16 protein-coding genes are annotated in these 22016 nt (G+C 62.7%); 7 read left to right on the forward strand and 9 right to left on the reverse strand.

The window, feature by feature from the left end:
* Positions 1–8: 8 nt before the first annotated feature.
* The 4 genes from F8N82_RS15755 to F8N82_RS15770 form a co-directional block, all read right to left on the reverse strand.
* On the reverse strand, positions 9–1661 hold the full coding sequence (locus F8N82_RS15755) for an AMP-binding protein (RefSeq protein WP_038996149.1): 1653 nt from the start codon (positions 1659–1661) through the stop codon (positions 9–11).
* A gap of 124 nt (positions 1662–1785) precedes the next feature.
* Complete coding sequence (locus F8N82_RS15760) at positions 1786–6309, reverse strand: NEL-type E3 ubiquitin ligase domain-containing protein (protein WP_141231042.1); 4524 nt, start codon at positions 6307–6309, stop codon at positions 1786–1788.
* A 45-nt stretch (positions 6310–6354) separates the two neighbouring features.
* Positions 6355–7392: an AraC family transcriptional regulator gene (locus tag F8N82_RS15765; protein WP_038999499.1), complete on the reverse strand. Its 1038-nt coding sequence runs from the start codon at positions 7390–7392 to the stop codon at positions 6355–6357.
* A 73-nt stretch (positions 7393–7465) separates the two neighbouring features.
* Positions 7466–8329, reverse strand: a complete 864-nt coding sequence (locus F8N82_RS15770; RefSeq protein WP_038996150.1) for a LysR substrate-binding domain-containing protein — start codon at positions 8327–8329, stop codon at positions 7466–7468.
* Between the two features lie 112 nt (positions 8330–8441).
* On the opposite strand from F8N82_RS15770, the gene F8N82_RS15775 reads away from it, so the two are divergent.
* Positions 8442–9548, forward strand: coding sequence for a 2-aminoethylphosphonate--pyruvate transaminase (locus F8N82_RS15775; protein WP_038996151.1), 1107 nt, complete (start codon positions 8442–8444; stop codon positions 9546–9548).
* Between the two features lie 56 nt (positions 9549–9604).
* Positions 9605–10432, forward strand: coding sequence for a phosphonoacetaldehyde hydrolase (gene phnX / locus F8N82_RS15780; protein ID WP_038996152.1), 828 nt, complete (start codon positions 9605–9607; stop codon positions 10430–10432).
* Between the two features lie 54 nt (positions 10433–10486).
* On the opposite strand, the gene F8N82_RS15785 is transcribed toward phnX, so the two are convergent.
* The gene (locus F8N82_RS15785) at positions 10487–11041 is read right to left on the reverse strand and encodes an NADPH-dependent FMN reductase (RefSeq protein ID WP_038996153.1); all 555 of its coding nucleotides are present in this window, start codon (positions 11039–11041) and stop codon (positions 10487–10489) included.
* A 150-nt stretch (positions 11042–11191) separates the two neighbouring features.
* Between F8N82_RS15785 and F8N82_RS15790 the strand changes: the two genes are divergently transcribed.
* A complete protein-coding gene (locus tag F8N82_RS15790; RefSeq protein ID WP_038996154.1) occupies positions 11192–11410 on the forward strand; it encodes a hypothetical protein in 219 nt (72 codons plus the stop codon).
* A gap of 6 nt (positions 11411–11416) precedes the next feature.
* Here F8N82_RS15790 and F8N82_RS15795 read toward each other — a convergent pair whose 3' ends face one another.
* The 4 genes from F8N82_RS15795 to F8N82_RS15810 form a co-directional block, all read right to left on the reverse strand.
* Complete coding sequence (locus F8N82_RS15795; RefSeq protein WP_038996155.1) at positions 11417–13672, reverse strand: Orn/Lys/Arg decarboxylase N-terminal domain-containing protein; 2256 nt, start codon at positions 13670–13672, stop codon at positions 11417–11419.
* A 78-nt stretch (positions 13673–13750) separates the two neighbouring features.
* Positions 13751–14497, reverse strand: a complete 747-nt coding sequence (dnaQ, locus tag F8N82_RS15800) for a DNA polymerase III subunit epsilon (RefSeq protein ID WP_038999500.1) — start codon at positions 14495–14497, stop codon at positions 13751–13753.
* Between the two features lie 88 nt (positions 14498–14585).
* A complete protein-coding gene (gene rnhA / locus F8N82_RS15805) occupies positions 14586–15032 on the reverse strand; it encodes a ribonuclease HI (RefSeq protein ID WP_038996156.1) in 447 nt (148 codons plus the stop codon).
* 48 nt (positions 15033–15080) lie between these two features.
* On the reverse strand, positions 15081–15839 hold the full coding sequence (locus F8N82_RS15810; protein ID WP_038996157.1) for a methyltransferase domain-containing protein: 759 nt from the start codon (positions 15837–15839) through the stop codon (positions 15081–15083).
* A 79-nt stretch (positions 15840–15918) separates the two neighbouring features.
* Between F8N82_RS15810 and gloB the strand changes: the two genes are divergently transcribed.
* The 4 genes from gloB (at position 15919) to F8N82_RS15830 (ending at position 22016) form a co-directional block, all read left to right on the forward strand.
* Positions 15919–16698: a hydroxyacylglutathione hydrolase gene (gene gloB, locus F8N82_RS15815; RefSeq protein ID WP_038996158.1), complete on the forward strand. Its 780-nt coding sequence runs from the start codon at positions 15919–15921 to the stop codon at positions 16696–16698.
* A gap of 99 nt (positions 16699–16797) precedes the next feature.
* Positions 16798–18219 (forward strand): transglycosylase SLT domain-containing protein, encoded by a 1422-nt coding sequence (locus F8N82_RS15820; protein WP_038996159.1) that lies wholly within the window; start codon positions 16798–16800, stop codon positions 18217–18219.
* A 126-nt stretch (positions 18220–18345) separates the two neighbouring features.
* A complete protein-coding gene (locus tag F8N82_RS15825) occupies positions 18346–20175 on the forward strand; it encodes an extracellular solute-binding protein (protein WP_052251661.1) in 1830 nt (609 codons plus the stop codon).
* Positions 20172–22016, forward strand: a complete 1845-nt coding sequence (locus F8N82_RS15830) for an extracellular solute-binding protein (RefSeq protein ID WP_095162000.1) — start codon at positions 20172–20174, stop codon at positions 22014–22016. The genes F8N82_RS15825 and F8N82_RS15830 overlap by 4 nt, the downstream gene beginning before the upstream one ends.

The raw sequence follows: 22016 nt of genomic DNA on the forward strand, positions 1-22016 counted from the left end.
GTCGTTCCTCAGGCGCTGGCGGTGGATGCCAGCGCGGCTTGTTGTTTGGCTATTTCCTGGTTGCGCAGGATGAAGCGCTGGAGCTTGCCGCTCGGCGTTTTCGGCAACTCACTGACAAATTCGATTTCCCGTGGGTAGGCATGGGCGTAAAGGCGTTGGCGCACGTGCTGTTTCAAGGCTTCGGCCAGCTCCTCGCTGGCTTGCTGACCACTGGCCAGTACCACGAACGCCTTGATCAGCTCGGTGCGCTCCGGGTCCGGCTTGCCGACCACTGCCGCTTCGATCACCGCCGGGTGCTCGATCAGCGCGCTCTCGACATCGAACGGGCCGACCCGGTAGCCGGAGGTGGTGATCACGTCGTCGCTGCGTCCGACGAAGCTGATGCTGCCGTCGTCGTTGAGCTCGACGGTGTCACCACTGAGGTAGTACTTGCCAACGAAAGACTTGGTTGGCAAACCGTGATAGCCGGCAAACCAGCACAGCGGCGACTGCTCGCGATCGACGGCGAGAATGCCTGGCTGCCCGGCCGGCAGCTCATTGTGCTGCTCATCGAGCACGACGATGCGGTGGCCGGGAATGGCGAAACCGGCCGAGCCCAGGTGTACCGGGTGCTGCAGGCCATGATGGTTGCACAACACCATGCCCAGTTCGGTCTGCCCGTAGTGATCGTGGATGGTCACATCCAGCTCGTCGGCAAACCAGCGGATCACTTCTGGGTTGAGTGGCTCGCCAGCACTGCTGACCACCCGCAGGCGCCCCTTGATCGGCGCGCTGAATTCGCTGCCGGCGGCGATGAGCAGGCGGTAGGCGGTTGGCGAGCCGGCCAGGTTGGTGATGGCATACTTGTTGATGACCTGGCAGGTGCTTTGGACACTGAACGGCCCATCGAAAAAAGTCGTGGCATGGCCCAGGGCCAGTGGCCCGGTCACGGCGTAGTAAAGCCCGTAGGCCCAGCCAGGGTCGGCAAGGTTCCAGAAGTTGTCTTCAGGGCGCAGATCGATAGCGTCACGCATGTAGCCCTGGAAGGCGACGATGGCCCGCAACGGCACTTCCAGCGGCTTGGCAGGGCCGGTGGTGCCGGAGGTGAACATCAACAGGAACGGTGCCTCGGCATCCAGCAGCACCGGCTCGCAATGTTCACTGGCCGCCGTCAGCGCGGTGTGAAAGTCGATATCGCTTGAGTCGTGCGCAGCGCCGACGCAGATGATCGTCGGGCAGTCATGGACCTCGTCGAGCTTGCTGCGATTGAGCGGTTCGGTGACTATCACCTTGGCCCCGGACTGCTCCAGGCGGTGCTCAATGGCTTTGGGCCCGAAAGCGGTAAACAGTGGTTGATACACCGCCCCCAGGCGCCAGGTGGCCAGCACGGTGATGAGCAATTCGGCGGTACGCGGCATCAAACCGGCCACCCGGTCGCCAACGCCTACCCCCTGGGCCTTGAGCACATTGGCCAGGCGTCCGGCAGCATGCTGCAGTTGCTCGAAACTGTACTGCGCGCTGCTGCCGTCGCGGCCTTCCCAGTTCAGGGCAATACGGTTGCCGCCGACATGCCGGTCACAGCATTCGACACAGGCATTGAGCGCCTCCAGGCTGCCCTGCAGAACGCTGTCAGCGGTTTGTCGGTAGTTGAATCCCTGCGCCGCGGCACGGTAATCACGCATCGCCAGACTCCTCGTTTTTTATTGTTGGAATAAAACGATTGATCTGAAGATAGTCGCGCCAGAGCCGCCGCGGGACAATGGCCAAAGCTGTCAATCTGGATGACTGGTTTGGCCGCTGCAGCGGTTACTCGCCAGGCAGTGCAGCCAGCAAAGGACCGGTTAACTCCAGCACCAGCTCCCGCACCTTGATCGCACGCTCGACGGCCAGGGCATCCAGCGCGTCTTCATTGACTTGTGGCAGATCAGCCAGGGCTTGCACCTGGTCAACGAACGGCTCCTCTACATCGGCAAACGCCTGGGAATGCGTATCGCGCAGATAGCCAAGCCAGAAGTCCCGGGTCACAACGAAGTCAAGCAACTGCTCGCTGGCTTCGGCAACACGCACCGCTCTGGCCGCGGCCTCGAGCTGCTGGCGACTTACCTGTGCCACCTCAGCGAACTGCAGGGCGCGGGGTTGTCCGGGTAGTTCCAGCTCCAGGGCAAGGCCGACGCGGTAGGCCAGACTGACTTCCACTTCATCCACACCCAGGTCGTCGCGGGCGCGCATGTCTTGCCGGGCGATCTGCTCGACGCGCTCAAGGCGAAACAATCGTCTGGCCATGGCCAGCAAGCGACTGGCTTCGGGCAACTCGCTTTGCTGATGTCGGGCATGCCACAGCAGGTAGCGAACCTCCAGGGCACTGAAGCAATCGGCGACACTGTCGACGCAGGTCCTGGGTGCCGAAGCGAAAGCGAACAACTCCTCGCGCAATGCCGTATCGCCTTGCGCCGCCTCAAGCAGTTGCCACACTCGCAGGTTCAGATCCTCGCGGGTCAAGCGATAATCGGCGGTGCCAGTCAGGTCCCGCAGCAGTAGAAAGAAGCCTGCGCTGTCGGTTTCTTGCAAGAGGGCGTCCCACTGCGCGGCCCGCGTTTCATATTCGCGCTCATCCCAGCCGGCCAGCCAGAGCGCACGGGCATCGACGTGCTCACCCAGCACCTGCCCTGCAGCCTGCACCCCTTCAAGTTCGGTCAAGCGCTGCCAGGTGGCCTGCGGCAGAGGATTGCCCTGCAAGTAAATGCAATCACGCAGGGCACCCGGAGCACTGAAAAAGCGCTCGGGCAAGGTGCTGATTCGATTGTTGCGCAGGTCGGCCTGCTCCAGGAACGCACGGCTCAACAAACCGTGCGGCAAGGCTTGCAGGCCGGTATTACGCAGGCTCACTTCGCGTAGGCGATGCAAGGGGCGCAGGTTCAGGTTGCGCCGTAGCGGATTTTCGTCCAGTACCAGCATGCGCAGTTGGTTGAGCGTGCCGAGCGCGTCGACATCCGCGGGCTGGAGGCGAATGTAATTGTGCCCAAGCCGCAGGATCCGCAGCCCCGACATCTGTCCAAGGCCCGACGGCAATTCGTCGAACAGGTTGTTACTCAAATTCAACCAGCGGGTGGCGGCAAAGGCGCGAAAGAACGAGGCAGGGAGCCTCCTCATGCGCATGCCGACCATCACCACATCAACCACATGGCTGAAGCTGACCTCATTGGGCAGGTTGGGAAAGGTCGGGATATGCAGGCCAACAAGACTCAGGCGGTAGCCGCGAAATGCTCCATGGGCATCCAGGAGCAGTTCACTCTGACGCCGCCAGCAACGTCGCAAGGCATTGGCCACACGATTATGCGCCGAGTACAGGGTGACGCCGCTGCTACTTGCCTGGGCAGGCGCCCCGGCCTCCCAGTCTTGCAGGGCCTGATCCAGCACTTGGTACTCCTGCTCTAGCCTGAGCAGTTCGAACAGCACCGGCACGCCGCTGGCACGCAGGCTCGCAACAAAATCACTGCGCTGCTGGGCATCAAAGCCTGGGAATAAGGCGCACAGACGGTCGGTGACATTCTGCGCCAGCGCCTGCCCTGCCTCACGTCCACTGAGCAGATAGCCCACACGTCCATCGGACAGCCGATAGCCCGGGTTGAACCACGGCTTGGTGGGTGCCAGACCAATGATGCTTTCCAGATCGCGGTTACTGGCCGACAGCTGCGCGCGCACATCCGCGCCCATGCGCATGGCCCCCGCCAGTCCGTACCAGCCCAAGCGCTCGCGCTGGGCCTGACTCAGTGCTTCGGCAATGGCCTCCAGCAAGTTGCCACTGAATTGCACGTGCCCAAGTGCTCCACCCTGGTTGCCGTACAAACGGTAAACACCTTGCTGATGAACGAGGGTGCGAAGCTCGGCGGGACTGTCCTGCGCCTGCAAATGATCGACCAGGCGGCTATAGGGCAAACCATCGTGCAGCGCCAGATTCAATTCCTGTGGCCAGGTGGGTAGATGCCTCAGTGCATAAAACACCAGGTGAGCACTGTCCAGTGAGCCCGCACTGCCCAGATACAGTCCCTCACGGGCACGAATCAGGCGCGCAGCCCTGGTCAGCGCTCGAGCCTGCTCAGCCAGAGCCAGGGGCATACGCGCCTCGTTCGCCAGCAGCGCCCGCTGGTCATCGTCAGCCTGTTCGAGCAAGGCCAGGCAATAGGCCGTCGGCAGGCTGGGGAAATCACGCTGGATAACCGCCACCAGAGGTTCGGAAGGTAAGTAACGGGTAGAAAAATGCTCGAACAACGCCACCCGCAGCCAGGGGGCCGACACCTGCAATTGCGCTCGGGCGTCGGCAGGTCCTGCCAGGCCCAGGTGCGTCAGCGCGTACTGGTACAGCTCGGCATCCAGCTGAGCCAGCGGCGCGGTGCCATTCAACTGCTCGATAAATCGAGTAATCCGCCGATCCTCGGCAAAGCGCTCCAGGGTATCGCGCAGGCCTACCGGCATCCGACGGTTTTCTACCAGCAAGCCACGCAGTTCAGCTTCATCGATTGCCGCGACATGGAGAATGGCGCTGACCTCGTTGGTGTCAAACAGCCTGGCCGCTGGCCACAAGCGCTCCAGCAGGTGCGGCTCACCTTGCCATTCCAGGGGGCGTTCATCGCGTAAACGCCAGGCACGCTCGCCATTGAATTCGACCGCCGGCCCATAGGCGTGCGGCCGGCGCTGATGCACCAGGCGCCAACCGCCCTGTTTCGGTTCCTGGCGCACTTCGTAGACCTTGTTTCGCAGCGCCAGGTAACGGTGTTCTCCGGCTACTTGCAAGCCATTATCAGCAAGCCCGGCAGCGTCGGGGATTTGGGGCAGTCGATACGGGCGCAGCTCGTTTTGCCACAGTCGTGGTTGGCCATTGGCGAGGGTTACCGGCAGCAGCGACTGGATAAAATCACTGCGCCTGAAGCCTCTAGCCAGCACGTGAATACCTGCCCCCAGGGCCACGGTCACAGCGACGGTTTCGGCGACCCCGAGCATATGCTCAAGTGCTTCGCCCTGATGCCCGCGCAGCCAGTCCTCAGCCCCTTCGAACACCTCACCCAGCGCCTGCACCAGCAGATGCCCCAACAACAAACCACCCACAGCGGGAACAAACAAGCCTACCAGGTTGAGTCCCGCCCAAGCGGTCGACCTCAGCCCGGCTCGCCAGGCTAATACAGCAGCGCTGTCGACATCGGCAGTCGGTACCGCCAGTAACCGCGCGTCGGCCTTGATGCGTACCAGTTGCAACTGGCACAAGGCGCTGAACAGCTCGCCCCGCAATATCGTGCCGTGCAAGACCAGGTCAACACTGCTGTCGGCAAGGCGGGTCGTCAGCAACGAGGCAAAATCCGGGCGCTGCTGCAAGCCGATCAGCTTGCTGAAATAGCGCTGGTAGCCAGGTTCGTCCTTGAGCAACTGCACCAGCGCCCGATTGAAGGCGAACCAGGAGCTGTAACGCCGCAACGCTTGCAACGGATCGTTGGGCAAGTAGACGATCAGTGCCCGAATCAGGCTGGCATCGGTCCAGCGCAGCGCACCTTCCGGTGGCTTGCCACGCAGTTCGAAGACCACTGCAGTGTCGACCTGGCAGCCCAGTGCAAACAGATGGCACGGACGCACCTCAAGGCCATCGAGGGTTACCTGTGAAGCAGACGATGCCAATTGAGCGAACATGTCGTAGGTGGCTGAATCGATCTGTGCCTGCAACAGCGCAAGCCGCGCCGCCAGCATCAGGCCCTGGCGCTTTTCCTCAGCCAGATCCTCCTGGGCTGGAGTGAATACCTGATCGAGATGATCCTGGAACTGCTTGCCCACATCCAGCGTCCGGCACACGCTGGCGACCTGGTCCGGCGCGTCGATGAGCAGCGTCTCTGGCTGAGTGTCGGCGATAATGCCGGTACCCAGATAAAAACTGCCCGCCGTTGCTTCGCGCGCGCTAAAACCCTGGAGCAGACGTTGCAACAGCGGTTGCCTGACAACAATCGGTTCGTCATCGGGCAGGCCGATGCCCTGGCTCGGCTTGAAGTCGCGCCGCAGCTCGCGCCACAGGCTATGGTCAATGGACGCCGCGAACTGAAACCTGTCCTGCAAGGCCTGGGCAAACAAGTGCTTGGCAAACCCGTCGATTGCGCTCAGTTCATCCAGGGTTGCATGAACCGCCTGCAGGCTTTGTCGGTGGCGGGAGAAGTCCTCACGCAGGGCGTTGATCTGCGCAACGGAAGCGGTCTTGAGCCAACGCGGGAGAATATGGCCGATGAACTCATCAGTCACCCCGGGCTGGGTAATGGCAGGTAAAGGCGTTTGCGGGGGAGAGGTTGGGATAGACACGCTTGGGATCCTGAGGAAATGGCAACCCCCCCAGGATAAAAATGCTCAAACTCCCGCTGCAGCGGGATCGCTTTCACCCTGGCCAATCAGTGCCCGGTAATGGCCCGGGTTGCAGCCATACCATTTGCGAAATGCCTTGTAGAACGAACTGCTGTCAGCAAACCCCAGGCGCTCGGCAATCTCGGCGAAACTCACCTGTGCCTCTGTCAGCCAGGCGATCGCCAGCTCTTTGCGCACGCTGTCCTTGAGCCCCTGATAGGTTGTGCCCTCCTCGGCCAGGCGTCGGCGCAAGGTCGAGGCGGAAATGCACAATTGCTGGGCCTGGGCCTCGGTTTCCGGCCACTCGCCTGCCGGCAACTGGCGCAGCGATTCCTTGATCCGCCGGGCCAGGCTCGCTGGATCCCGGTACTTGACCAGGATGTTGGCCGGCGCCTCGGCCAGAAAGCGTTGCAGCTCTTGCGGCGTGCGTTTGAGCGGCAGGTCCAGGCAATCGGCGGCAAAGATCATCCGCGTGCGCGGGCGGTCGAACTGCAGGTTCTCCGAGAACATCACCCGGTAGTCGTCGCAGAACGGCGGCTCGGCACAGCGCAGCTCGATAGCCAGGATCGGTATGCGCCGCCCGGCCAGCCAGCAGGCGACACCATGCACGATCATCCAGAAGGTGAAGTAGGTGAAGGCCCGGCGCGGCTCGTCCTGGGGCTCGCCAATGACGATTTCAGCCAGGCTCTGCTGGCGCACCAAAACCGGTTGCAGGTGTTCGAGCATCAACCCGAGGAACGCCAGGGCACTCTCCAGCGCCGCGCCCAAGGTTGGCTGGACCATGGACGAGCGGCAGACGAAGGCCAGGCTGCCGGTGCGCAGGCCACGCGGATCCATGCAGAAGAACTCATCGTGGCAGCGGCGAGCGAGCAAGCGCCAGAGCTGCGCGTAGGCGCTGGCGGCCACCCGCGCATCGGCTTGCTGCAACTGCCCGGGGTCGATCCCCACACGGCTGAGCATGGCCTGGCTCGGTGCGCCCGGAGCACAGCTCTGCATCAGCGCCTCGCGCACCAGTTGCATGGAGATGGTGTCTTTCTCCGCCATCAGCAGTCGTTCGCCTTGCCTGTGTGGTTTGACGGCCATCTTAGGGGCCTGCCCGGAAAAATCCAGCCCTGCTTCATACTACCGGCGCCAGGCTGAGAAAGGCCTGGATCAGGCGCAATTCGCGACGCCGCTCCAGACAGCCAATCATGTGCTGGTTGATCAGCCCGGCTCCGGCAATGGGCCGCGCTACCACCCGTGGGTCATGGCTGACTTCCACCGAAGACACGATGCCGATGCCCAGCTCCGCCGCCACCGCTTCGGTCACCGCTTCGCGGCTGTCGAGTTCCAGCAATACCCGCGGCTGCACCCCGGCATCCCGGCACGCCTGATCGAAGGTGCGCCGGGTGATCGAGCTGGGCTCACGCAGCACCATGATCTGCCGGTCCAGCTCAGCGAGCTGCAGCTCATCGGCACAGCCGGTCCAGGCATGCCCGGCCGGCAGCAAAGCGCAGATTCGTGAATCCCCCAGGCCCTGCAGGTGCAGGCCCTTGCGCGGTTCGACCTCGGTCAGCACCGCTACATCAGCATGCTCGGAAAGCAGCGCTGCGAGGGTTTCCTGAGCATTGCCCAGGCGCAGATTGACGGTGATGCCCGGGTAACGCGCGCGCAACTGCGCCAGCATCGGCATGACCCGGTGCGGACCATCAGCGGCCACTTCCAGGCGCCCGGTGAGCAACTGCCGGTTGGCTTCGAGCATGACCTGGGCTTCTTCGGCCAGGCCGAACATCGCGCGGGTGATCGCCGCCAGGCGAATGCCCTCCTCGGTCAGCTCGACCCGCCGGGCGGTGCGACGCAGCAAGGTGATCTGGTAGTGCTCCTCCAGCGCCTTGATATGCCCGGTCACCGCCGGCTGGCTGATGAACAGGCGATTGGCGGCGCGGGTAAAGCTGCCCTCACGGGCCACGGCATCGAAGGCGCGGAGCTGGAACAGGTTCATATCTATCGGCCTGACTTATGGCTGGCATAACAACAAACAATTTGATTGATGACGCGCGGAATTGCAACTTAGGCCCCGTAGATTCAGCCCACCGCTTGTGAGGATTACCGGAATGAGTAACGCCCCTATCCTGCTGACCCCCGGCCCCCTGACCACCTCAGCCCGTACCCGCCAAGCGATGATGATCGACTGGGGCTCGTGGGACCGCGACTTCAACCAGCTGACCGCCAGCCTCTGCGAACAACTGCTGGCCATCGTCAACGGTGCCGACAGCCACCACTGCGTGCCCCTGCAAGGCAGCGGTACGTTTGCCGTGGAAGCCGCCATCGGCACCCTGGTGCCTCGTGACGGCAAGGTCCTGGTACTGATCAATGGCGCCTACGGCCAGCGCCTGGCGAAGATCTGCAAGGTGCTGGGCCGCGCCTACAGCACCTTCGAAACCGCTGAAGACCAACCCACCACCGCCGCCGACGTCGACCGCCTGCTGGCCGCCGACAGCAGCATCAGCCACGTGGCGCTGATTCACTGCGAAACCAGTACCGGCATTCTCAACCCGCTGGCCGAGATCGCCGAGGTTATTGCCAACCACGGCAAGCGCCTGATCATCGATGCCATGAGCTCGTTCGGCGCCTTGCCGATAGATGCCCGCAAGGTACCGTTCGATGCCCTCATCGCCGCCTCCGGCAAATGCCTGGAAGGTGTGCCCGGCATGGGCTTCGTCTTTGCCAATAAACAGTCGCTGGCCGCCGCCGAAGGCAATTCGCCCTCGCTGGCCATGGACCTGCAGGACCAGCACGCCTACATGGCCAAGACCGGCCAGTGGCGCTTCACCCCGCCGACCCACGTGGTCGCGGCGCTGCATGAAGCACTGCTGCAGTACAACGAAGAAGGCGGCCTGCCTGCCCGCCATCAGCGCTACGCCAGCAACTGCAAGACTCTGCTCGACGGCATGGCCGCCATTGGCCTGCGCAGCTTCCTGCCCGCCGAGATCCAGGCACCGATCATCGTCACCTTCCACGCGCCGAACGATCCACGCTACCAGTTCAAGGACTTCTACGAGCGGGTCAAGGCCAAGGGTTTCATCCTTTACCCGGGCAAGTTGACCCAGGTCGAAACCTTCCGCGTCGGCTGCATCGGCTGCGTCGGCCCGGACGGCATGCAGGCCGCGGTCAATGCCGTGGCCGAAGTTCTGCGGGAAATGGAAGTCCTGGACATCTGACACCCCGAACTCTTTTTACCTGATCAGCGCTACCACCCGCTCAAGGAACCCTGAACATGAACTACAGCAACCCGACGCACTTGCAAGCCGCGATCCTCGACTGGGCCGGCACCGTGGTCGACTTTGGCTCCTTCGCTCCGACCCAGATCTTCGTCGAGGCCTTCGCCGAATTCGACGTCGAGGTGTCCATCGAAGAAGCCCGCGGCCCGATGGGCATGGGCAAGTGGGACCACATCCGTACCCTGTGTGACCAGCCGCAGATCGCCGAGCGCTATCGCAAGGTATTCGGTCGCACCCCGACCGATGCCGACGTCACCGCCATCTACGAGCGCTTCATGCCGCTGCAGATCGAGAAGATCGCCGTGCACTCGGCGCTGATCCCCGGCGCCCTCGACACCCTGACCGGGCTGCGCGAGGAAGGCCTGAAGATCGGCTCGTGCTCGGGCTATCCGAAAGTGGTGATGGACAAGGTGGTGGCGCTGGCGGCGCAGAACGGCTACGTCGCCGATCATGTGGTGGCCACCGACGAAACCCCGAACGGCCGCCCATGGCCGGCCCAGGCTCTGGCCAACGTGATTGCCCTGGGGATCGATGATGTCGCCGCCTGCGTCAAGGTCGATGACACCGTACCAGGCATCCTCGAAGGCCGCCGTGCCGGCATGTGGACCGTTGCCCTGGTGTGCTCGGGCAACGCCCTGGGCCTGACCTACGAAGGCTATCGCGCCCTGGCCTCGGATACGCTCGACAGCGAGCGCAAGCGCATTCATGCGCTGTTCGAAGGCTCGCGCCCACACTACCTGATCGACACCATCAATGAACTGCCGCAAGTGATTGCCGATATCAACAAGCGTCTGGCGCGAGGGGAGATGCCGCAGGCGTTCTGAGGCCGCCATCGCGGGGCAAGCCCGCTCCTACAGGAACGGGCTTGCCCCGCGAGCTCATTTTTGATGGCGCTCGACCCACACGGCAAACTTGTCGATGAAGGTCTGCAGGAACGGTCGGGTCTTCTCCGACAATCTGCCGTTGCCATCGAACAAGGTTCCCGCCCCACCGATATAGGCCTCCGGCTGCTGCATACACGGCACATCCAGGAACACCAGCGACTGGCGCAGGTGATGGTTGGCGCCAAAGCCGCCCACCGCCCCCGGCGAAACACTGATCACCGCCCCCGGCTTGCCATTCCAGGCACTCTGGCCATAGGGCCGGGAACCCACGTCAATCGCGTTCTTCAATACCCCCGGTACCGAGCGGTTGTATTCCGGGGTGACGAACAGCACGGCATCACTGCTGCGAATCTGCTCACGGAAGGTCTTGTAGGTTGGCGGTGGGTTGGCGTCGATATCCTCGTTGTACAAGGCCAGCTCGCCGATTTCGACGATGTGCAGCTTGAGGTTGGACGGCGCAAGCTCGGCCAGCGCGCGGGCAACCTTGCGATTGAGGGATTCCTTGCGCAAGCTGCCGACGACGACGGCGACTGAATACACCTGGCTCATGGCAATTTCCTGACGTGGAGAACTAAGGGAGTTGTAGGTATAGATGATCGCGTACGGGTCTGAAGTTTTTTTCCATCCGGGCAAAACTTACCAGGCAAAACAGTGGTCTATGCCTGACAGATACTTATTTCTTCAGAGGTTGCACGGTAAATGACAGCAGTACTGGTCGGACAGTTTCATGCACGGGACGCAGAAGGCCGCATCTATCCCGTTCATGAGTTCCAGGAAGCCACCCTGCAGGCCGACGGTAGTGCCGCATCCCTGCCAATCACTACCTACAAGCTGGCAATCGGTGACCGGGTCAACCATCTGGGTGAAGACCGCTTCGAGCTGGTCCAGAGTGGCGTGGAAATCATCCGCATCCCCTGACCCGGCTCACACCTTGATGCAATCGACGGTATACACCCGCCCCTGCGCTGTGGTTTCGTGCTGCAGCCCATGGACATCGGCGACAAATCCGGGAAAACCGCTGTCGAAGGCGGCGGCAAAGGCCAGGTAGTCGATGATCGAACGGGTCGACTCGGTAAAGCGTTCCCCCGGCATGATCAACGCGATTCCCGGCGGATAGGGCACCAGCATTACCGCAGCGATACGCCCGAGCAACTGCTCGATCGGTACCGCCTCGACTTCCCCGCGCACCATCCGGTCATAGGCATCGGCGGGTTTCATCACCACTTCCGGCAAGCGCGTGAACAGGCGCTTGAGTTGCTTGGCGGTGGCATTGCTGCGGTAACAGGCGTGCAGTTGGTCACACAAGTCCCGCAAGCCCAGGCCCTGATAGCGCAGCGGATCGATCTGGGCGACACAGGGCAGGCATTCGAGCAGGCGGGTGTTGGCGTCATAGTTGCGTTTGAACTCGAGCAGCTCGGTCAACAGCGTACTCCATTTGCCCTTGGTGATGCCCATCGAGAACAGCACCAGGAAGGTGTACAGCCCGGTCTTTTCTACCACCAGGCCACGCTCCCAGAGAAACTTGCTGACTACCGCCGCGGGAATCCCGTGTTCGCTCAAGGCGCCGCCGGCGCTCAGGCCCGGCATCACCAGGGTAACCTTGATCGGGTCGAGCAATACGTAATCGTCGCTGACATGACCAAAGCCGTGCCAGTCATCCTCAGGCTGCAGCAGCCAGTCTTCAGTGGCAACCCGGCGTACGCCCTCTCCCAGCGGCGGCTGCCAGATACTGAACCACCAGTCGTCTGCGGCCATGTGCTCGCGCAGATTGGCCATGGCCCGGCGAAAGCTCAGCGCCTCATCGAACATTTCCTGCAGCAGGGAGCACCCGGCCGGGCCTTCCATCATCGCCGAGGACACATCCAGCGAGGCGAGGATGCTGTACTGCGGCGAGGTGGAAATATGCATCATGAAGGCTTCGTTGAAGCGATCACGATCCAGCTGGCGGGCGCCGCCGTCCTGCACATGAATCATCGACGCCTGGCTGAAGGCCGCCAGCAGCTTGTGGGTCGAGTGGGTGCTGAACACCAGCGGGCTGTCGGCGCTGCGCGAAGTGCCCATGGCGTAGCGCCCGCGGAAGAACTCATGAAAGGCCGCATAGGCGTACCAGGCCTCGTCAAAATGCAGCACCTCGACGCTACTGCCCAGCTCCTGCTTGATCAGCTCGGCGTTGTAGCACAGCCCGTCGTAGGTGGAGTTGGTCACCACCGCCAGCTTGACCTTGGCCGGGCGCCCCTGGGTCAGGGGGTTGGCCTGGATCTTGGCCTGGATCGACGCCGGGCTGAACTCGCTCAGCGGAATCGGCCCGATGATGCCCAGCTCATTGCGCTCCGGGCACAGGTACAAGGGTATCGCACCGGTCATGATGATCGCGTGGACTACCGACTTGTGGCAGTTGCGGTCGACCAGCACCAGGTCATCACGGCCGACCATCGAGTGCCAGACGATCTTGTTGGCCGTCGACGTGCCGTTGATCACGAAAAAGGTATGGTCGGCGCCGAAATTCTTTGCTGCCCGCGCCTCGGCGGCGGCCAGGGGCCCGGTGTGGTCGAGCAGCGAACCGAGCTCGGGCACTGACACCGACAAGTCCGAGCGCAGGGTGTTTTCCCCAAAAAATTGATGAAAGGCCTGACCAACCGGGCTTTTTCGATAGGCCACGCCACCGCCGTGGCCTGGGGTGTGCCACGAATAGTTCGATTGCGCGGTGTGCTGCACCAGCGCCTTGAAGAACGGTGGCAGCAAGCCATCCAGGTAACTGTGCGCTGCCCGCGCGATCTGGCGAGCGAGAAACGGCACAGTGTCTTCGAACAGGTAAAGAATGCCGCGCAGCTGGTTCAGCTCGCTCATGACATCGGCGGGGGCGTTTTCCAGGGTCACCTGCTCGCCCAGGGCGAAGATCGGCAGGTGCGGTGCACGCACCCTGGCCAGGCGAATCAGCTCGACCATGTTCTGTAGCAGATGGGTGTTTTCACCAGCGCCTTCGGCGGCAATCAGCATGCAGGCCAGGCCATGATGGGTCGCGGCGACCAGGCGGCCTTCAGCGTAATCGGTAGCCGGCAGGATAGTGAGTCCGTCCTGGGCCAGCTCCTGGGCAATACCGCGAACACGCTCGCCGGCGACCGTATCGGCCTTGATGTCGCGATGCACGATCAGGACGGGAAACTTCAGGTCCTTGTACATGGGCGGGCGCTTCCTCCGAGAGACAGCTCTGTCCACTCAGGGTAGAAGGTTGCCAGCGCCCCTGCGCGGCAAATTGCCTCAGTTTGCTTCGGCCAGTTGCTGCCACAACGCCGGGCCACCGGCGGATTTGGCAATCGCCTCCAGGCGGGCCATGTGCAGCTCAAGCTCTTGCTCGGTGGCGCGGATGATCCGCCCTGGCTGACGGCTGGCGGGCAGGCGGCGGATCTCGCTGCCGCGGTTGTCGCTATCCTTATCTTCGCCATCAGCACCGTGACCGGCCAACGACAGGCTGGTCTGGCCACCGGTCATGTTCAGGTAGACGTCGGCCAGCAGCTCCGAGTCGAGCAACGCGCCGTGCAGCTCACGGCCGGAGTTGTCGACCCCGTAGCGCTTGCACAGGGCGTCGAGGCTATTGCGCTGGCCCGGGTGCCGGGAGCGGGCCAGCATCAGGGTATCGAGAATGGTGCAGTGCTGGGCGATATCGGCGCGGTCGTGTTGACCGAGCAAGGCGAACTCGTTGTTGATGAAGCCAACGTCGAACGCCGCGTTATGGATGATCAGCTGGGCGCCCTGGATGAATTCGAAGAACTCATCGGCAACCTCGGCAAAACGTGGCTTGTCGAGCAGGAAGGAATCAGTGATGCCGTGAACGCCGATGGCGCCTTCATCGCTCTCGCGATCAGGTTGCAGGTAGACGTGGAAGTGCCGCCCGGTCAGACGTCGGCCCATCAACTCGACACCCCCGATCTCGATGATACGGTGGCCGTCGGTGACCGGCATACCGGTGGTTTCGGTGTCGAGGACGACCGACCTGTTGTTCTGCATCTCCACGCCGAGGGGCTCCTGCTACGTACAGTCTGGTGAAAAGTCGGCCATTCTACCTCAGCTCAGGGACGAGTGGCGGCCGCCGTGCTCAACGCAGGCCGCGGACCTCATCAACCCCGCGGTTGGCCAACTGGTCGGCACGCTCGTTGCCGTCATGGCCAATATGCCCGCGTACCCACTTCCAGGTGACCTTGTGCCGGCCCACCTGCTCATCGAGCAATTGCCAGAGGTCGGCGTTCTTTACCGGCTCCTTGGCGGCGGTCTTCCAGCCACGCTTTTTCCAGTTGACCATCCACTCGGTGATGCCTTTCATCACGTACTGGGAGTCGGTCACCAGCAGCACTTCACATTCACGCTTGAGCGCTTCCAGGCCCTTGATCGCAGCCATCAGTTCCATGCGGTTGTTGGTGGTGTCGCGCTCGCCGCCCCACAGCTCCTTCTCGACGCCCTTGCACACCATCAGCACACCCCAGCCACCCGGGCCAGGGTTACCCTTGCAGGCGCCATCGGTAAAGATCTCGACGCTATCGCTCATTTACAGCCTTTTCATCAATGATTTGCCCCGCACCCTTGGGCCCGGAACTTAAGGTTCGGAATGGCGCCGGTTGACCTTGGCCATCGGCAGCGGCAGCAGCTTGCCCATTGGCTCGCGGCGCTCCAGACGCAGGGGGCGCAAACCCACCACCATCTTGCGCGCCACCAGCAGGTAGACGCCGCCACCGGCGCTCTGCCAGCCACCGGCAACCCGCTCCCAGCCGGCCAGGCGCTGTTGCCAGGCGGGGGATGCGAGCGGCGGACGATAGCACCCGAAGCGGCGTTTCTCCAGCGCAAAGCCCAGCAGGTTGAGCCAGTCGCCGACCCTTGAAGGGGAAATGCAGCGCGCCTTGCGCAGGGCATCGTGGGCAAACACCCGGCGCACGCCCCAACTGCTCCAGGGGTTGATGCCGATAATCAACAGATGGCCGCCCGGACGCACACTGCTGGCGGCCTCGCGCAGCAGGCCATGGGGCGACAGGCTGAAGTCCAGGCCATGTTGCAGCACGACGACGTCGGCCGCGTGCTCGCTCAGAGGCCAGGCCTGTTCTTCACAGACGATCTCGACCCCGGGCAGCGGCGCCCCGAGGCGCACGTTGCGTTGTACCTGCGGGGCCTTGGGCGGTGCTTCGGCGCAGGGGCCGTAGTGCACCAGGTAACCACCGAAGTAACGCCCCAGCTCTTCTTCGAGCAGGCGTTGTTCCTCCTTGAGCATCAATTGCCCAAGGGGGCCGGCGAACCAGTCGCGGGCCAGGCTGATCAGCTCCAGCCACTGCGGATCGGCCTGGGCGAAGGCTTGATCGGTCATTGCAGTCTCCCTTGAAGGTTCTCGACAGCGCGCATAGCTACTAAGATGCACCCATGTCCACCGTTTGGCGAATCGCACCATGATACAGATCGATGCCCTGCCCGCTTTCAACGATAACTACATCTGGTTGTTACAAGATTCTGCCAACCAGCGTTGCGCGGTGGTCGATCCGGGCGATGCCGCACCGGTACTGGCCTGGCTTGAACGCCACCCTGGCTGGCAATTGAGCGACATCCTCATTACCCATCACCATCACGACCATGTCGGTGGCGTCGAGCAGCTCAAGGCGCGCACCGGCGCGACCGTTTACGGCCCCGCCCACGAGCGCATCCCCGGCCGCGACCTGGGTCTGGACGACAACGCCAGCGTGCGCGTTCTAGGCCTGGATTTCCAGATCATCGCCGTGCCCGGACACACCCTGGGACACATTGCCTATTACTGCCAGCAGACGGCCACCCCCATCCTGTTCTGTGGCGACACCCTGTTCGCCGCCGGTTGTGGGCGTCTGTTCGAAGGCACGCCGGAGCAGATGCACCACTCCCTGCAGCGCCTGGTCGCCCTGCCCGCCGCGACCCTGGTGTATTGCACCCACGAATACACCTTGAGCAACCTGCGCTTCGCCCAGGCCGTCGAGCCTGAGAACCCGCACATTGCCCAACGCTTCGCCGACGTTACCCAGCTAAGGGCGCAAGATCGCATCACGTTGCCATCAACCCTGGCTCTGGAGAAGCTCACCAACCCCTTTTTGCGCACCACCGAAACATCCGTTAAAGAAAAACTAGACGAACGGAATGGCCCGATAAACCCCACGCCAAGTGCTGTTTTTGCTGGGTTACGGGCTTGGAAAGATCGGTTCTAAACGGCCGCTGCTGGTGACGGAAAGTTCTGAAAGGTTGACCGTTGGGGGGCTGCTTTCTAGAATCGCCCGACATTTTTGCCCGGAACTTCGTCCCAGCCAATGTCGTCCACTAGCCGCAGAACCTTCAATTCCGTCGCCCTGACGCGCCTGGCCCAAGCCAGTGCGCTGGCCCTGGCCGCCACTCTCGTGGGCTGCCAGAGCACCCGTCAAGTCGACGAATCCGACAGCGTTCGCGCGCACAACTACCAGGCTCGGGCCAAGCAGAAGCCGCTTATCGTACCGGTCAAGCCGGTCGAGCAGGCACCCCAGGACGTCTGGGAACGCATGCGCCAAGGCTTCGTGCTGCAGGACGGTGTTGCGGTCAACCCGCGTATCGAGCAGCAGCGCCTGTGGTTCGCCAGCAATCCCTCGTTCCTCGAGAACGCCGGCGACCGCGGCAGTCTGTACATTCATTACATCGTCGAACGCCTTGAAGAGCGCAACATGCCGCTGGAGCTGGCCTTGCTGCCGGCGATCGAGAGCGCCTACAACCCCATGGCCTATTCCCGGGCCCATGCGGTCGGGCTGTGGCAGTTCATCCCCTCCACCGGGCGTTACTTCAACCTGCGCCAGACCCGCTTCTACGATGGCCGTCGGGACATCACCGCCTCGACCAACGCCGCGCTGGACTACCTGAACCGCCTGCACGACATGTTCAACGGTGACTGGCTGCTGGCCCTGGCGGCCTACAACGCCGGTGAAGGCACCGTCAGCCGCGCCATCGAGCGCAACGAGAAGCTCGGCCTGCCAACCGACTACTGGAACCTGCCGCTGCCGAAGGAGACCCGCGACTACGTACCCAAGTTGCTGGCCCTGTCGCAGGTGGTAATGACGCCGCAGGCCTATGGCGTCAACCTCAACCCGATTGCCAACGAACCCTACTTCGAGGCCGTGGCGATCAAGGATCGCCTCGACCTGTCGCGAGTCGCCGCCCTGGCCGAGATCGACGAAGACGAACTGTTCCAGCTCAACCCGGCATTCAAAAAGCGCATGACCGTCGACGGCCCGCAGCAACTGCTGGTGCCGACCGCCAAGGCGCAACTGCTGACCGCTTCGCTGTCGAACATGAAACCTGAAGAGCTGCTGACCCTGCAGCCGAAAAAAGCCGTATTCGAAGCCGCCCTGGCCGAAGCCGCACCGCGCACCACCACGACCCGCAACAGCCGTTACCGGGTCAAGCGTGGCGACAACCTGGCAAGCATTGCCAAGGCCAACAAGGTCAGCGTCAAGGACCTGCAACGCTGGAACAAACTCTCGGGCAAAAACCTGAAGGCCGGCCAGACCCTGGTGATGCAAAGCACCCAGGCGGCTGGCGCGAAAAACCAGAAGAAATCCACCCAGTACAAGGTCCGCAAAGGCGACTCGCTGTACCTGGTGGCCAAGCGCTTCAACGTCGAGATGCAGCACCTCAAGCGCTGGAATCCACGTAGCGGCCACGCCCTCAAGCCGGGCCAGACCCTGACCGTCTACCTCAACCATTGAGGTCCGCGCTCCGGTCACTGACCGGAGCCGCCTGCCCCGCCCCATGCGGCACTCTTTTTCCAGTCGATACAAGCTGTTACTGTAGCTGGAATAAAGCCCAAGCCGCCTGGATCGGATCTCGACTTGATACGTCCCCTCCTGTTGCTGTCACTCAGCCTGGCCTTGAGCTTTCCCGCGGGCGCGACAATCAGCGAAAGCCACGGTTACGCCCAGTTCGGCACGCTCAAGTATCCAGCCAAATTCACCCACTTCGACTGGGTCAATCCGCAAGCGCCCAAGGGCGGTACCTTGCGCGCCATGGCATTTGGCACCTTCGACACCCTCAACCCCTATACCTTCAAGGGTTCAAGCCCGGTTACCACACCGAACTTCTTGCAGTACGGGGTGAGCGAGCTCAATGAAACCCTGATGGTCGGCACCGGCCAGTACGACCCGTCCGGTGATGAGCCCACCTCCAGCTACGGCCTGATCGCAGGTTCGGTCGAGTACAGCGACGACCGCAGCTGGGTGGTGTTCAATCTGCGGCCCGAGGCGCGCTTTCACGACGGCAAGCCGATCACCGCCAGCGACGTGGCGTTCTCCTATCGCACCCTGCTCAAGGAAGGCCATCCGATCTACCGGACCAACCTGCAGGAAGTGAAGCGCGTCGATATCCTCAACCCGCGACGTATCCGCTTCGTCTTCAAGCGCGCCGGCAATCCACTGCTGATCCTGCGCCTGGGCGAAATGCCGGTGCTGCCGGCACACTACTGGAAAGGCCGCGACTTCAAGGCCACCACCTTCGAGCCGCCGCTGGGCAGCGGCCCGTACCGCATCACCCAGGTTCAGCCTGGGCGACGCCTGGTGTTCGAGCGGGTGAAGAACTACTGGGGCAAGGACCTGGCGGTCAACCGCGGCAAGTACAACGTCGACCGCGTCGAGTACGAGTTCTATCGCGACAGCGCGGTGGCCTTCGAAGCCTTCAAGGCCGGCGAATTCGACATCTACATCGAGCACCAGGCGAAGAACTGGGCAAACGGCTACAACTTCCCGGCGGTGCACCGCGGCGATGTGATCAAGGCGCAGATCCCGCACAAGATCCCGACCCAGACCCAGGGCCTGTTCATGAACAGCCGCCGCGCTACCTTCAACGATGCGCGGGTGCGTCAGGCACTGGGGTTGATGTTCGACTTCGAATGGACCAACCGCGCCCTGTTCAGCAGCGCCTACCAGCGTGCCAGCAGCTACTACCCCAACAGCGAGTTCGCTGCCAGCGGCCTGCCAGTGGGCAAGGAGTGGCTGTTGCTGGCCCCCTACCGCAAGCAACTGCCTGCGGCGCTGTTCAGCGAGCCCTACAAGGTCAGCCACACCGATGGCCGTGGCATCAACCGCCAGACCCTGCGCCAGGCCCTCGACCTGCTCAGCCAGGCCGGCTGGAAGCTCAACGGCCAGCGCCTGCTCAACAGCGCCGGGCGACCCTTGAAGCTGGAACTGCTGCTGGTCAATCCGAACCTTGAACGGATCCTGCAACCTTATGTCGAAAATCTCGCCAGCATTGGCATCGAAGCACGCTTGCGCACGGTAGACCGGGCCCAGTACAAACAACGTCTGGACCAGTTCGATTTCGACATGATTCTGATGACCCTGAACCAGACCCTGAGCCCGGGCCTTGAACAATGGCTGTACTTTCACTCAAGCCAGGCCTCGACCAAGGGCAGCAAGAACTATGCTGGCGTGAAAGACCCGGTGGTCGATCACCTGCTCGACACCCTGCTGGCCGCCCAGAGCCGTGAAGACCAAGTGGCCGCGGCCCGCGCCCTGGACCGGGTGCTGCTGTGGCAGTACTACATGATTCCCAACTGGTATCTCGACAACCACCGCCTGGCCTACCGCAATCGCTTTGCCTTTGTGGCCACGCCGCCCTACACCCTGGGGCTCAACAGCTGGTGGATCAAGCCTTCGGAGAAAGCCCAATGATGCCAATGTCCCGCCTGCGCCTGAAGGCCTGCGCACTGCTGCTGGCCTGCCTCGGCGGCCAGGCACTGGCTGCACCGCAACACGCCCTGACCCTCTACGATGAAGCGCCGAAATATCCGACAGGCTTCAAGCACTTCGACTACGTCAACCCCGATGCGCCCAAGGGCGGCACTTTCCGCCAGGCCGGCTTCGGCGGTTTTGACAGCCTCAACCCGTTCATCAACAAGGGCGTTTCCGCCGACGACATCGGCCTGATCTACGACACCCTGATGACCCAGAGCCTGGACGAACCTTTCACCGAGTACGGCCTGGTCGCCGGCAAGATCGAGAAAGCCCCGGACAACAGCTGGGTGCGCTTCTACCTGCGCCCCGAAGCACGTTTTCATGACGGTCACCCGATGCAGGCCGAAGACGTGGTGTTCACCTTCAATACCCTGATCAAGCACGGCGCACCGCTGTACCGCGGGTACTACGCCGATGTTGCCGAGGTGATCGCCGAAGACCCGCAGCGGGTGCTGTTCAAGTTCAAGCACAGCAACAACCGGGAGCTGCCACTGATCCTCGGCCAGTTGCCGGTATTGCCCAAGCACTTCTGGGAAAACCGCGAGTTCACCAAGGGCAACCTGGAAATCCCCCTGGGCAGCGGCCCGTACAAGGTCGCCGAGGTCAAGCCGGGGCGCTCGATCCGCTACGAGCGGGTCAAGGACTACTGGGGCAAGGACCTGGCGGTCAACCGGGGCTTCTACAACTTCGACGAAATGACCACCGACTACTACCGCGACAGCGCCGTCACCCTGGAAGCGCTCAAGGCCGGCCAGTTCGACTACCGCCTGGAAACCGCGGCCAAGAGCTGGGCCACCGCCTATAACGTGCCGGCCGTGCGGCAAAAACGCCTGATCCTCGAAGAGCTGCCCAACGGCAACCCAACCGGCATGCAGGGCTTTGTCTACAACATCCGCCGCCCGCTGTTTCAGGATGTGCGTGTCCGTGAAGCGCTGAGCCTGCTGCTGGACTTCGAATGGACCAACAAGCAGCTGTTCAACGGCGCCTACACCCGCACGCGCAGCTACTTCGAGAACTCCGACATGGCCGCCAGTGGCCTGCCCGACGCCGCCGAACTGAAGATTCTCGAACCGCTGCGCGGCAAGATCCCCGACCAGGTGTTCACCCAGGCCTTCGCCAACCCGGTCACCGATGGCAGCGGCATGATCCGCGAGCAACAGCGCAAGGCCTACAAGCTGCTACAGGAAGCCGGCTGGCGCATTGTCGACGACAAGATGGTCGACGCCCAGGGCAAGCCGGTGTCGATTGAGTTCCTGCTGGCACAGACCGAGTTCGAACGCATCCTGCTGCCGTTCAAGCGCAACCTGGCGGACCTGGGCATCGACCTGGTAATTCGCCGCGTCGACGTCTCGCAGTACATCAATCGCCTGCGCTCGCGGGATTTCGACATGATCGTCGGCGGCTATCCGCAGTCCAACTCGCCGGGCAACGAGCAACGCGAGTTCTGGCAGAGCGCCGCCGCCGACAACCCTGGCAGCCGCAACTTCATCGGCCTGAAAGACCCGGCCATCGACACTCTGGTCGAGCAGTTGATCAACGCCGATTCGCGACAAAGCCTGATCGAGCACTCGCGCGCCCTGGACCGGGTGCTGCAGTGGGGCTACTACGTGATCCCCAATTGGCACATCAAGACCTGGCGCGTGGCCTACTGGAACCACATTGGCCACCCCAAGGTGTCGCCCAAGTACGACATCGGCATTAACACCTGGTGGATCAAACCGGATGTCGAGCCGGTGGTACCACTGAACCCGGCGCAAGCGGCCGAAGGGGCGAAATAG

The sequence above is a fragment of the Pseudomonas fluorescens genome, from assembly GCF_902497775.2.
GTDB lineage: Bacteria > Pseudomonadota > Gammaproteobacteria > Pseudomonadales > Pseudomonadaceae > Aquipseudomonas > Aquipseudomonas putida_F.